This is a genomic window from Streptomyces dysideae (assembly GCF_001514305.1).
Lineage (GTDB): Bacteria > Actinomycetota > Actinomycetes > Streptomycetales > Streptomycetaceae > Streptomyces > Streptomyces dysideae.
In genome coordinates this window covers 109,275-121,705 of sequence record NZ_KQ949083.1, presented here as the reverse complement: position 1 = coordinate 121,705, position 12,431 = coordinate 109,275, and the positions used below count along the sequence as shown (strand labels likewise).

At 70.7% G+C, this 12,431-nt stretch carries 9 protein-coding genes; 4 read left to right on the top strand and 5 right to left on the bottom strand.

Annotation, left to right across the window (positions count from 1 at the left end; all coding sequences use genetic code 11):
• Positions 1-42: 42 nt before the first annotated feature.
• Entirely contained in the window at positions 43-1,188 is a 1,146-nt protein-coding gene (locus AQJ91_RS16850) for an acyltransferase family protein (protein WP_067021841.1), read from the top strand.
• Positions 1,181-1,936 carry a hypothetical protein gene (locus AQJ91_RS16845; RefSeq protein ID WP_067021839.1) on the top strand — a complete coding sequence of 252 codons (756 nt, stop codon included), beginning with the start codon at positions 1,181-1,183 and terminating at the stop codon, positions 1,934-1,936. The genes AQJ91_RS16850 and AQJ91_RS16845 overlap by 8 nt, the downstream gene beginning before the upstream one ends.
• Here AQJ91_RS16845 and AQJ91_RS16840 read toward each other — a convergent pair.
• The 5 genes from AQJ91_RS16840 to AQJ91_RS16820 all read right to left on the bottom strand — a co-directional run bounded on the left by AQJ91_RS16840 (position 1,881) and on the right by AQJ91_RS16820 (position 9,489).
• A complete protein-coding gene (locus AQJ91_RS16840) occupies positions 1,881-2,822 on the bottom strand; it encodes an SMP-30/gluconolactonase/LRE family protein (protein WP_067021837.1) in 942 nt (313 codons plus the stop codon). The two genes, AQJ91_RS16845 and AQJ91_RS16840, sit on opposite strands and share 56 nt — an antisense overlap.
• Before the next feature lie 111 nt (positions 2,823-2,933).
• Complete coding sequence (locus tag AQJ91_RS16835) at positions 2,934-3,659, bottom strand: class I SAM-dependent methyltransferase (RefSeq protein WP_067021835.1); 726 nt, start codon at positions 3,657-3,659, stop codon at positions 2,934-2,936.
• Between the two features lie 156 nt (positions 3,660-3,815).
• Complete coding sequence (locus AQJ91_RS16830; RefSeq protein WP_067021833.1) at positions 3,816-6,296, bottom strand: ATP-binding SpoIIE family protein phosphatase; 2,481 nt, start codon at positions 6,294-6,296, stop codon at positions 3,816-3,818.
• A 144-nt stretch (positions 6,297-6,440) separates the two neighbouring features.
• On the bottom strand, positions 6,441-8,882 hold the full coding sequence (locus AQJ91_RS16825) for an MFS transporter (protein WP_067021831.1): 2,442 nt from the start codon (positions 8,880-8,882) through the stop codon (positions 6,441-6,443).
• Positions 8,883-9,045: 163 nt separating this feature from the next.
• On the bottom strand, positions 9,046-9,489 hold the full coding sequence (locus AQJ91_RS16820) for an SRPBCC family protein (protein WP_067021829.1): 444 nt from the start codon (positions 9,487-9,489) through the stop codon (positions 9,046-9,048).
• Positions 9,490-9,624: 135 nt separating this feature from the next.
• Here AQJ91_RS16820 and AQJ91_RS16815 point away from each other — a divergent pair, with 135 nt between their 5' ends.
• Positions 9,625-10,662 carry an Rv2578c family radical SAM protein gene (locus AQJ91_RS16815; protein ID WP_067021826.1) on the top strand — a complete coding sequence of 346 codons (1,038 nt, stop codon included), beginning with the start codon at positions 9,625-9,627 and terminating at the stop codon, positions 10,660-10,662.
• Positions 10,663-10,797: 135 nt separating this feature from the next.
• Positions 10,798-12,375: an alpha/beta hydrolase gene (locus AQJ91_RS16810; protein ID WP_067021824.1), complete on the top strand. Its 1,578-nt coding sequence runs from the start codon at positions 10,798-10,800 to the stop codon at positions 12,373-12,375.
• Positions 12,376-12,431 lie beyond the last annotated feature (56 nt).

Genomic DNA, 12,431 nt, shown 5'->3' with positions numbered 1-12,431 from the left:
CCCGGGGTGTTTAGACCGCCCGAAAGTGGTGAGCGGCCTGGAATGCCGTCCTCTCCCGCCACAGACGTACCGTTAGTAAGTCGCGTGCCCCTCTGTGAGCGGGCGAAGCAACGCGACGCCTTCTTCGACAACGCCAAGTACCTGGCGATCGTGCTGGTCGCGACGGGCCACGCCTGGGAACCGTTGCGCTCCGGCAGCCGTACCGTGACCGCGCTCTACATGTTCGTGTACGCCTTCCACATGCCGGCGTTCATCGTCATGTCCGGATACTTCTCCCGAGGGTTCGACGCGAGCCCGCGGAGGATCGGGCGCCTGGTCACCGGTGTCGTCGTCCCCTACGTCGTCTTCGAGACGGCGTACACCCTCTTCACCCGGTGGTCCGACGGTGTACCGGAGCGGCCGGTCAGCCTGCTGGACCCGTTGTATCTGACGTGGTTCCTGGCGGCGCTGTTCATCTGGCGTCTGACGACCCCGATCTGGCAGAGCGTGCGGTGGCCGCTGCCGACCGCCCTCGCCGTCGCGATGCTGGCGACCCTGTCACCGTCCGTCGGCTACGACCTCGACCTGCAGCGCGCCCTGCAGTTCCTGCCCTACTTCGTGCTCGGCCTGTGCCTGAGACCGGACCACTTCCGGCTGCTCCGCCGTCGCAGGGCACGCCTGCTGGCGGTGCCGGTCGGCGCGGGCGCGCTCGCCGTGGCGTACTGGGCGGTCCCGCGGATGGACTACGCCTGGTTCTTCCACCACTCCGCCGCCGGGGAGTTCGGGGTGCCCGCCTGGTACGGCCCCGTCATGACGTTGGTTCTCTTCGGCTGCTCACTGACCCTGGCCGCCTGCTTCCTCGCCTGGGTGCCCGGACGCCGGACATGGTTCACCACCCTGGGCGCGGGCACCCTCTACGGCTTTCTGCTGCACGGCTTCGTCATCCAGGCCGCCAACCACTGGCACTGGTCCCACCTCGCCTGGACACACACACCACTCGGCAAGATCACCGTCTCGGTCATCGCCGCGGCAGCCGTGACCGCGCTGTGCACGTCGCCCGTCCGGCGGGTGTTCCGGTGTGTGGTGGAGCCGAGGATGGACTGGGCGTTCCGGAGGGACACCACGGAGTCGGCCCGCGCCGTGGGCCGCGCACCGGGGGAGGTGAGCGCCGGCCGGGAGGCGCCGGGAACCGCAATGCGGTGTGGGTGACCTTCAGGGCGGCGGCAACAACGGCGTCGGCGCGGACGGCGAGGACGGCGCGCCGTCCGGCAGCAAGACCGTCACCGGCCCGAACGGCCAGAAGCTCACCGTCACCCCGGTCAACAACCTCGCCACCGAGGACCAGACCCTGAAGGTCACCGGCTCCGGCTACGACGCGAAGAAGGGCATCTACGTCGCCCTGCGCGTCGACAACGGCGACGGCGAACTGCCCACCCCGTGCGTCGGCGGCGTCGGCATGAGCGGCGGCTCGCACTCCTCGGCGTGGATCTCCTCCAACCCGCCGGACTACGGCGAGGACCTGGCGGTCCCGTACGACGCGGGCGGCACCTTCGAGGTGGAGCTGACCGTCGACGCCAAGGACGAGTACACCGACTGCTTCAAGGCCACGTGTGTGCTGGCCACCCGCAACGACCACGGGCGGTGGCAGCACCGGCGGCACGGGTACCGCCTCCACCACCGGCGGCTCCGGCACCTCGGGCACGACCGCCACCGGCAGCGGCAGCCTCGCCTCCACCGGCGTGACCGTGCTCTCCGTCGCCGCGCTCGCGGCCGCCCTGCTGGGCGCGGGCTGGGTGGCGTACCGCCGCGGCCGCTCGGTCAACTGAGGCCATTCACCGCAGAGTTCGCTCTCCGGCGCGCGACGAGCGCACCGGAGGGCGACGCGTTTCACCGCCGGTGGGTCAGAGGGAGACCGCGACCGCGTTGTACGGCGTCTCGGGCGTCGGTGTGGTCGTAAAGCGGGCGTTGACCAGATAGAGCCGGTCGCCGTAGCGAGCGGCGGTGGTGGGGACGTCGAAGCGCGGGTCGGTGATCGTCTTGCGCAGGGTGGCCGTCGCCGCCTTGGCGTCCAGGTCCCAGACGCTGACCGTGTTCAGGCGGTTCTGGACGACGTACAGCGTGCGGCCGATGCGCCACAGCCCGTCGCCGTTCACCACGTCGGCCTGGCCAACCAGCGTGATCTTCGTGGCGTGGCCGGTCTTGGGGTTCACGTTGTACAGCTCGCCCGGCGTGCTCTTGACGACGATCAGCCCCCGGCCGTCGGGCGTGCCGACGACGCCGTTCGCGTTGTTCACGTCGGGGAGCTGGACCCAGTCGCCGGTCAGCGGCAGGGTCAGGACCGCGCCGCTCTCGCCGCCGCGCGGGACGGCGTAGAGGGCCGCGGCGCGCGAGTCGGTGAACCACGCTCTGCCGCCGAGCAGCGTGACGTCATTGATGAAGTGGCCGGTGGCCTCGCTGAGTTGGTGAGTGACGAGGAGTTCGCCGGTGCGTGCGTCGTGCACCCGCGCGACGCCCGTGTTCCCGGCGACGTAGAGCAGGCCCTCGTGGTCGTCCACCTTCAGGCCGACGGATATCAGGCCGGTGCCGCCCGCGAAAAGGACCTTGCCCTCGCCGGTGCGCAGGTCGGTGCGGTGGACGGCGCCGTTGGCGCGGGAGCCCAGGTATGCGTACGGCTTGCGGTCGATGGCGATGCCCTCGGGGAGCCAGCCGTTGGGCAGCGCGCACTCCGTCGGCCAGGTCGCCGGCGCGGCGCTCGCCGTGCCGGCACCGGCGGTCACCGCGACGGCGGCCAGCGCGGCGGCGCCACCGAGCACCGCACGCCGGGTCGGGCGGGAGTGGTTCATGGTAGGGACCTCCATGACAGGGATTCGTCGGCAACTCGGTTGACAATTACGCAAGTTGGAAACGACTCAGCAGACATGGGGGTTCCCCGTGGCCCCGGCCGACGGCCTCCGTCACACGGTGCGGCCCGCCACCAGCCACTTCGACGGCAGTTCGATCCGGGTGCCGTCGGGCCCGTACTCCGTGGTGATGAGGGGCTGTTCGCCGCTCGCGAGGACGGTGAGCCCGGCCGCGCGCAGATACTCGGGGACCGCGTCGTCGGCCGCCTCCCCGGGTGCGATGCCGTGCCGGAAGATCGGCGCCAGCTTGGGCGGTGGTCCGGCGGGACTCTGGGCCAGACCCATCAGGACGGGCTTGGCGGCCTCGGCGAGTTCGACGAGGAAGACCCGCCCGTGCGCTCCGACGAGGGTGGCTATGCCGTCCACCATCTGCTGCCGGTCGTCGGACTCAGCCTGGTGGAGTACGCCGCGCATGTAGACGTTGGTGTCGCCGAGTTCGGCGTGCAGCGTCTCCGCCTCGGTCTTCTCGACGGCGTCCAGCATCCGGTAGGTGGCCTGTCCGGCGGGGTCGGCGTGCCGGGCGTGGTCGAGGGCCGCCGCGGACAGGTCGGCGCCGACGACGTGCGGGAACCGGTCGGCGAGGAACCGGGTCTGGGTGCCGTTGCCGCAACCGAGGTCCACCATGGGCAGGTTGGGGTTCACCAGGTACTGCTCGAAGAGGGCGAGGTGGAGACCGGCGGTCAGGGCCGGTTCGGCGTCCCAGAACACCGCCCCCTGTTCGTCGGGGGCTTCCTTCCAGAAGCCCTCCCATGCCTCTCGGTACCGACTCGTCACGCTCATCGCCAACTCCCCAGGGTGCGCTGCCGAACCGTCGCAAAGTGACGGGCGAGTACGGTCTATCGTGCCCAGGTCACGGCCACAAGCGCGTGGCGCGTTCCTTCACGCCGCATTCGAAGGGCGTACGCCGTCGTACGCCCCTCGTGCCGCGGGGGTGGATCAGCGTCGCGGAAGCGTCAGTTCGAACCAGACGGTCTTTCCGGCGCTCGTTCGGCTGGTGCCCCATTCGCGGGCGAGCGTGCTCACGACCCGCAGTCCGCGCCCGAACTCGTCGGTGGGACCGGCGCTGCGCAGGGTCGGCAGGTCGTGGTCGTCGTCATCCACCTCGCACAGCAGGGTGTCGCCGCGGACCAGGCGCAGGTCGAGCGGGCGGCTGTGGGAGTGCCGTACGGCATTGGTGACCAGCTCGCTGACCAGCAGTTCGGCGGTGTACGCGAGCTTGGCCAGGCCCCAGTCGTGGAGCTGTTCCCGGACCACCGCGCGGGCCCGGCCGACCTCGACCGGGTCGGGGGTGAGCCGCCATTCGGCGACGTCGTCGGGTTCGATGCCGTTGAGGCGGCCCATCAGGAGGGCGACGTCGTCCTTGCGGCCGCCGCGCGTGTTGAGGGCGCGGATGATGGTGTCGCAGGCGTCGTCCATGGAGGCGGCCGGGTGGGCGGCGGACTCACAGAGGGTCGCGAGTCCTACGCCGATGTCCTCGCCGCGCACCTCGACCAGACCGTCGGTGCACATGACGATGCGGTCGCCGGGCGCCACGCGTACGCGTAAAGCCTCGAAGGGGACCCCGCCGACTCCTATGGGCGCGCCGGTGGGCAGGTCGAGCAGTTCGCTGCGGCCGTCCTCGGAACGGACCAGCACGGGTGGAATATGGCCCGCGTTGGCGATGTGCAGTTCGCCGGCGATCGGGTCGTAGACCGCGTACAGGCAGGTCGCGAGGTAGGTGTCGCCGAGGCGCTGGGCGAGGTCGTCGAGGTTGCGCAGCAGCTGGGCGGGCGGCAGGTCGAGGGCGGCCATGGTCTGTACGGCGGTCCGTAACTGGCCCATCATCGCGGCGGAGTTGAGGCCGTGGCCCATGACGTCGCCGACGACGAGGGCGGTGCGGGCGCCGGGGAGTTTCACGGAGTCGAACCAGTCGCCGCCGACGCGGCCGAGCAGGGTGCCGGGCAGATAGCGGGTGGCGATGTCGCAGCCCGCCATGCGCGGCGGGATGTGCGGCAGCATGCTGTCCTGGAGGGTCTCGGCGACGCTCTCCTGGAAGGTGTACATGCGCGCGTTGTCGAGCACGAGGCCCGCGCGGGCGGCGAGTTCGGCGCCGGTGACGCGGTCCATGTCGTTGAAGACGGTCCGCTCGGGGTGGCGCAGCAGGATCATGAAGCCGAGCACCACATTGCGCGCCTTGAGCGGCACGACCAGCATGGAGCGGCCGGTGATCAGGGGCCGGATGTCGCGCTTCTCGAACTGGGAGGCGATGGCGTGGCCCATCTCCTCGCTGATGCGCGGCACGAGGACGGGCTCGCCGGAGGTCATGCACTGGAAGAACGGGGTGTGCGCCGGGAACGGCATGGCCTCGCCGACCGGCACGACGTCGTCCCAGCGGCCGGGTTCGTCGGTGTGCTCGAGGGCGACGCGGTGCCACATGGTGGTGGTGTCGGGCACGCCCTCGGGGAATCCCTCGCCGGCGACGACCTGTTCGCGCAGATAGGTGCCGGCGACGTCGGTGAAGCGGGGTACGACGGCCTTGCTGACCTCGATGATGGTCTTGGCCAGGTCGAGGGAGGTGCCGATGCGGCCGCTGACCTCGTTGAGGAACTCCAGGCGTTCGCGTACGGCGGCGTATTCGAGGTCCTCGGCCTCGTCCTGGAGGTCGTGGGGCGGTTGCTCACCGGCGGCCACGGCGCGGGCGGCGCGCTCGCGGCGGGCCTTGCGCTCGGCGCGCCGGGGGACGCCCCAGTCGGGAGTGACGGGCACCCGGTCGTTCTGGCTGAACTCCAGGACGGGATAGCCCAGTTCGAGGATCTGCGCGACGATGCGGGCGCTCTCCTCGACGCTCATGCTGGGCAGGATCTCGGGAAGCCGGCGGGCGAGTTCCTCGGCGCCGGGGAAGTCGGTGTGCAGGGCGAAGCCGGGTGCGATGCGCTCGAAGGCGCTGTCGTCGTCCGGCTCGTCCGGGTGCAGCCCGCCCGCGTCGGCGCCCAGCACCAGCAGCCGTTCGCGCCCGGGGCCCACCAGCGGGTACGCCCACCACAGTACGTCGACGCGGTCGCGGTCGCGGTCGGGCACGGTGAGGCGGGCACGGCCCGCGGCCGGGTAGGACAGCCGTCCGTCGAGGGACGATTCGAGGTCGGGTCCGAGTCCGTCGTAGGCGGTGTAGGCCCCGTACGGGGTGACGTCGTCCTCCTCGGGGAGCGCTCCGGAGACGGGCAGCAGGTCGACCGCGGCCCGGCCGATGGCCTCTTCCTTGGGGGCGCCGAACAGGCGTCGTGCGCCGGTGCTCCAGTGGGAGACGAGGCCGTCACGGTCGACCACTACCACGGCCAGCGGGACACGGCCGGCCACGGCGAACTCCGTCGCCGCGCCGTTCCCAGCTCCGCGGCTGGGAGGCATGTCCCTCTCGGTGCCCCGGTCGGTGCCATTTTCCATGGCCCAGGCCCTCTCTCCCCACGGCTCCGCAAGATCTGTGCCGCCGTCACTACCGTACGGCGAGAGCCGCTGATGATGTGCGGCAATGCGCGAATCGGTGTGACGAGATCGCACCGGCGCGTGACCGTGCGCCGGTGGAACACCTCAGTCCTCGTGCCCGAGTTGGAGGTCGCGTTCGGTACGGTCGCCCCCGGCCACCTGGAGCACGGTGGCGACCGGTGGGTAACCGGCGGCGATGACGGTGTACTCGCCGGAGGCCAGGTCGATGAACCGGAAGGTGCCGTCCGGGCCGGTGGTCCGCGTGTCCACCACGTTGCCGGCGGCGTCGAGGAGGGTCACGCGCGCGTCCTCGACGGGCCTCCCCCACCCTCCGGGCGGGGGAGGCCCCATCTCGCTTCGCTCGCCGCCGGCCCGTACGGTGCCGCGCAGGACGGCGCCGCCGGCGAGTTCGACGTTCTGACGGGTCTCCCGGGCGGCCTGGACGGTGACGGGCAGCGCGGCCGGGCGGAAGGCGGGCGCACCGGCGGCGAGGGTGTACTCCCCGGCCACCAGCTCGGTGATGACGTAGCCGCCCTCGCGTCCGCTGCGGGTGGTGGCGACGACCTCGCCGTGGACGTTGGTGAGGGTGACGGCGGCGTCCCGGACCGGGGTGCCGTCGGCGGTGAGCACGTTCCCGGCGAGGCGTCCGGCGCCGCCGAGGACGACGTCCAGTTCGACGGGCCGCTCGCCGACGGTCACGGAGACGGCCTGCGGCTGGTGCCCGCCCGCCGCGGCGATCAGGATGTACGCCCCCGAGCCCGGCGTCGACAGCGCGTACCGGCCGTCCTCACCGCTCGCGCCCCGCCCGACCTGCTGTCCGACGACGTCGATGAGCGTGAGCGCCGCGCGCGGGACGACCGTGCCGTCGGCGTGCTGCACCGTGCCGCAGACCGGGACGCCGGCGACGTACGACGAACGGGCCTGCGGGATCGGGGCGTTCACCTGCGCGGTCTCCGGGGCGGTGACGGGGGCGTGGTGTGACGCTGCGGTGTTCACCAGGGGGGTCTCCTTGAGGAAGAAGGCGATGAGCAGGCCGAGGACGAGCACCGGCACGAGGTAGAGGAAGATCCGCGGCATCGCGTCGGCGTACGCCCGGATGTATTCGTCCCGCAGGGCCGGGGGCAGGGCGTGGACGAGCTGCGGGGTGATCGACTCCGGGTCGGGCAGCTGTGCGCCCGCGCGCGTGGGGAGGCGTTCGGAGAGGGAGTCGGCGAGCCGCCCGGCGAACAACGTGCCGAAGACGGCGGCGCCGACGCTGCCGCCGATCTGCCGGAAGTAGTTGTTGGCGCTGGTGGCCGTCCCCAGGTCGGCCGGGCCCACGGAGTTCTGCACGGCGAGGATCAGGACGGGCATCACCATGCCGATGCCGGCGCCGAGGACGGCCATCCAGATGCTGTAGTGCAGCCGGGGCGTGTCGACGTCGAGGCGGGACAGCAGCCACATGCCGACGACGGAGAGCACGCCGCCGAGGACCGGGTAGGCCTTGTAGCGGCCGGTGTGGCTGATGAGCTGCCCGGCGATGACGGAGGCGCCGACGATGCCGGCCATCATCGGGAGCATCAGCAGCCCCGATTCGGTGGCGGAGGCCCCGTCGACCATCTGCAGGTAGGTCGGCAGATAGCCGGCGGCGCCGAAGAGGGCGACGCCGATCACCAGGCCCACCAGGGCGGTGATGTTGAAGACCGGTTCCCTGAACAGCCGCAGCGGGATGAGGGGTTCGGTGGCGAAGTGCTCGGCGACCAGGAAGAGGACGGTGGCGACGGCCGCTCCGGCGCCGAGGCCGAGGATGACGCGCGAGTCCCAGGCGTGCTCGGTGCCGCCCCAACTGGTCAGCAGCACCAGACAGGTGGAGGCGGCGGCGAGCAGCAGCGAGCCGAGGATGTCGAGGCGGGGCTTGGCCTGCGGCTTCGGGAGCTTCAGTACGACGGCGACGACGGCGAGGGTGAGCAGTCCGAAGGGGACGTTGATGTAGAAGCACCAGCGCCAGGAGAGGTGGTCGGTGAAGTAGCCGCCGAGCAGCGGCCCGGCGACCGAGGCGAGCCCGAACGCGGCGCCGATCAGGCCCATGAAGCGGCCGCGGTCCCGGGGCGGCACGATGTCCGCGATGATCGCCTGCACGCCGATCATGAGGCCGCCGGCGCCGACGCCCTGCACTGCGCGGTAGGCGATCAGCTGGTCCATGGTCTCGGCACGGCCGGCGAGCGCGGAGCCCACGACGAAGACGACGATCGCGAACTGGAAGACGCCCTTGCGGCCGAGGAGGTCGCCGAGCTTGCCGTAGATCGGCAGTCCGATCGTGGAGGTGAGCAGGTAGGCGGTGATCGCCCAGGACATCTTGTCCAGGCCGTGCAGCTCGCCGACGATCTTCGGGAGCGCGGTGGCGACGATCATCTGCTCCAGCGCGGCCAGCAGCAGCGCGAGCATCAGCCCGAAGAAGACCAACCGCACCCGGCGCGGGCTGAGTCGGGCGGTGTGGTCCGGTGCGGGAGCGGGGGCGTCCGGGGGTGCCGCGGCCGGTCCCTCCTGTACCAGAGTGCTCCCGCCCACGTACCGCTCCCCTCGTCGCACTGCCGCACGATTCCACAGAAAACCTGCGTAAATCGACAACTACGAGCAAGCGCGACGAGTTACGGCGAACCGCCGGGCGACCCCGGAGATCCACTCGAACCGGTGAGGGGGCCAACGGCCGCCGGGAGTCGGTCCGTTGGGCCTACTTCTCGACCTCGGTGGCGAGCTTGGCGAGCACCGCGTCGTAGATCCGGCCGAGACCCTTGGGCGCGAAGGTCTTCTCGAAGAAGCCGCCGATGCCGCCGGCGCCGTTCCAGACGGTACTGACGACGACGCGGGACCTGCCCTCGCCGGCCGGGGTGACCCGCCAGGTGGTGACCATGGAGGAGTTGCGGTCCTTCTCGACGAGCTCGCCGTCGGTGGGCTCGCTGACCTCCAGGAGGCAGTCGCGGACGCGCTTGCTGGTGGCCTGGAGCTTCCAGTGGACGAGGGTGCCCTCGCCGTCGCCGCCCTCGCGTACCTCGTACTCGCTGAAGTGCTCGGGCAGCAGCTTCGCACGCGTGCCGCTGTAGTCGGCGAGGGCGTCGAACACCTTCTCCGCGTCCGCCGCGACGACCCGCTCCGTAGTGGCCTCGACCTGCGCCATTGACTTCCTCCAGGACCTGATTTCTCGGGGGTTGGAGCAAGCCAACCACCCCGCCGCCCGCCCGCCCAAATCGAGGTCGCACGATCATGGGAACATTTGTTCTATTGTTGGGGCCAGTGCTACCGAGGAGGCCTCATGCGCTGGGAGAACCTCACCCTGGAGTCCGACCACAGCCGGGCCGACGCCGCGCTGTTCGGCGCGGACGCGGTTAACATCCGCACCTTCGACACACCTGAGTTCGCCGGCATCACCTTCCACGAGATCAGGGCCCGCTCCATCCTGAACCGGGTGCCGGGCGCCTCGCGCATGCCGTTCGAATGGACGGTCAACCCGTATCGGGGCTGCACGCACGCGTGCGTGTACTGCTTCGCGCGTAAGACGCACAGCTATCTGGACCTCGACACGGGCCTCGGCTTCGACTCCCAGATCGTGGTGAAGGTGAACGCGCCGGAGCTGCTGCGCCGCCAGCTGGGCTCGCGCCGCTGGCTGGGCGAACACATCGCGATGGGCACGAACGTCGACTGCTATCAGCGCGCCGAGGGCCGCTACCGTCTGATGCCGGGCATTCTCGGCGCCCTGCGTGACCACGCCAATCCCTTCTCGATCCTGACGAAGGGCACGCTGATCCTGCGCGACCTGGACCTGCTGACGCAGGCCTCGCAGGTGACGGACGTCGGCATCTCGGTCTCGGTCGGCTTCACGGACACCGAGCTGTGGCGCACGGTGGAGCCGGGCACGCCCGCTCCGGAGCGGCGCCTGGACGTCGTACGGACGCTGACCGAGCACGGGATCGGGTGCGGGGTGCTGATGGCTCCGGTGATCCCGTTCCTCAGCGACCACCCGGCACAACTCCGGGACACCGTACGGTCGATCGCGGCCGCCGGGGCCACCTCCGTCACCCCGCTGGTGCTGCATCTGCGGCCCGGGGCCCGGGAGTGGTTCATGGCCTGGCTGGTCCGCCGCCATCCGCACCTGGTGCGCCGTTACGAGCGGCTGTACGCCGACGGCGCCTACGCCCCGAAGTGGTACCAGCGCCGGATCACCCGGCAGGTCCACGAGTTGGCCGAGGAGTGCGGCATCGGCCCCACGCGCGCTGGAATGCCCCGGCGGCTCCCGGAACCGGAGCCGGCTGATCCGTCAATGTCCGAATCGGTCCAACTCTCGCTTATCTGAGAGCATTAGAGCGCATCCCGCGACCCAATCGGGTCAAGTATTGCCAGAACGAGTTCTTCCGGGGGTGCTTTCCGGGACGATGCGGCGGGGACCGTGACCCTCGCGGTCCGAAACCCTCCGTCCTGGAAGGACTCCATGAGAAAACGCGCAGCCGTGCTGTGCGGTGCCGCCGTCGTCGTGGCCGGATCCATCACGGCCGTCCCCGCCGGCGCGAGCACCCCGAGCAGCGCGGGAACCGCTCACGCCGCGAAACTCACCTGGAAGAACTGCGGCACCACCAACTATCCGACGCTCCAATGCGCGTCCCTCAAGGTGCCACTGGACCACACCAACCCGCACGGGCAGAAGATCACGCTCGCGCTGTCCCGGATCAAGCACACCGCGAAGAAGTACCAGGGCCCGCTGCTGGTCAACCCCGGCGGCCCCGGCGGCAGCGGTCTGACGCTCGCCGGGTTCGTCGCGTCCGCGCTGCCCAAGGCGGTCGCTGCGCAGTACGACGTCATCGGCTTCGACCCGCGCGGGGTGGGCAAGAGCAAGCCGGCCCTCGACTGCAGGCCGGGCCAATTCAACCCGGTGCGCCCGGACTCCGTGCCGAGCACCCCGGCGATCGAGGAGGCCAACCTCCTGCGCGCCAAGTCCTTCGCCAAGGCCTGCGGCGAGAAGTACGCGGACCTGCTGCCGCACATCAACACGATCAGCGCCGTGCAGGACATGGACTGGATCCGCAACGCGCTCGGCGCCCCGCGGATCAATTACTTCGGTTACTCGTACGGCACCTATCTCGGCGCGGTCTACGCCAAGCTCTACCCGGAGCGGGTGCGGCGCGCGGTCCTGGACTCGATCGTCGACCCCACGGGCGTCTGGTACGACGACAACCTCGCGCAGGACTACGCCTTCAACGACCGGCACCGGGCCTTCATGGCGTGGGTCGCCAAGTACGACGCCACGTACAAGCTCGGCACCGATCCGGAGAAGATCGAGGCCCAGTGGTACGCGATGCGGGCGGAACTGGCCAGGACACCGGTCGGCGGCAAGGTGGGCGCCTCCGAACTGGAGGACACTTTCCTCCCCGGCGGCTATTACAACGGCTACTGGCCGTACCTCGCCGAGGCGTTCTCGGCATACGTGAACGACAGGAACGTCGACCCGCTGGTCGAGGCGTACGAGAACTTCGCCGCCGTGGACGCGGCCGGGGACAACGGCTACAGCGTCTACACCTCGGTGCAGTGCCGTGACGCCGACTGGCCGGCCGACTGGCAGGAGTGGCGCGAGGACAACTGGGCGGTGCACGAGAAGGCGCCGTTCATGACCTGGAACAACGCCTGGTACAACGCGCCGTGCGCGTTCTGGCCGACGGACACCCTGGAGCCGGTGAACGTCGCCAACCGCAAGGTGGCGCCGGTCCTGCTGTTCCAGGCGACGGACGACGCGGCCACCCCGTACCACGGCGGCGTCACGGTCCATCAGCTGCTGCGCGGTTCCAGCCTGGTGGTCGAGCAGGGCGGCGGGAACCACGGCATCACGCTGAGTGGGAACACCTGCCTGGACGACTACCTGGCGGCGTACCTGACCGATGGCTCGGTCCCGCGCGGCTACGGCGAGGCCGACGCGGTGTGCGAGGCCCAGCCCGACCCGAAGCCACTGAGCTCGAAGTCGGCGTCGACGTCGTCGAAGGGCTCGACACTGCACGGGCTACTCGGCGTCCGCGGCTGAGCACCACCTCGGGCCGCCCTCTCACGAGGGCGGCCTGACGGCCCGTCGGGGACATC

Coding starts and splice junctions, on each gene's coding strand:
- AQJ91_RS16850 (WP_067021841.1), top strand. CDS start 43: ATGCCGTCCTCTCCCGCCACAGACGTACCGTTAGTAAGTCGCGTGCCC.
- AQJ91_RS16840 (WP_067021837.1), bottom strand. CDS start 2,822: ATGAACCACTCCCGCCCGACCCGGCGTGCGGTGCTCGGTGGCGCCGCC.
- AQJ91_RS16835 (WP_067021835.1), bottom strand. CDS start 3,659: ATGAGCGTGACGAGTCGGTACCGAGAGGCATGGGAGGGCTTCTGGAAG.
- AQJ91_RS16830 (WP_067021833.1), bottom strand. CDS start 6,296: ATGGAAAATGGCACCGACCGGGGCACCGAGAGGGACATGCCTCCCAGC.
- AQJ91_RS16820 (WP_067021829.1), bottom strand. CDS start 9,489: ATGGCGCAGGTCGAGGCCACTACGGAGCGGGTCGTCGCGGCGGACGCG.
- AQJ91_RS16815 (WP_067021826.1), top strand. CDS start 9,625: ATGCGCTGGGAGAACCTCACCCTGGAGTCCGACCACAGCCGGGCCGAC.
- AQJ91_RS16810 (WP_067021824.1), top strand. CDS start 10,798: ATGAGAAAACGCGCAGCCGTGCTGTGCGGTGCCGCCGTCGTCGTGGCC.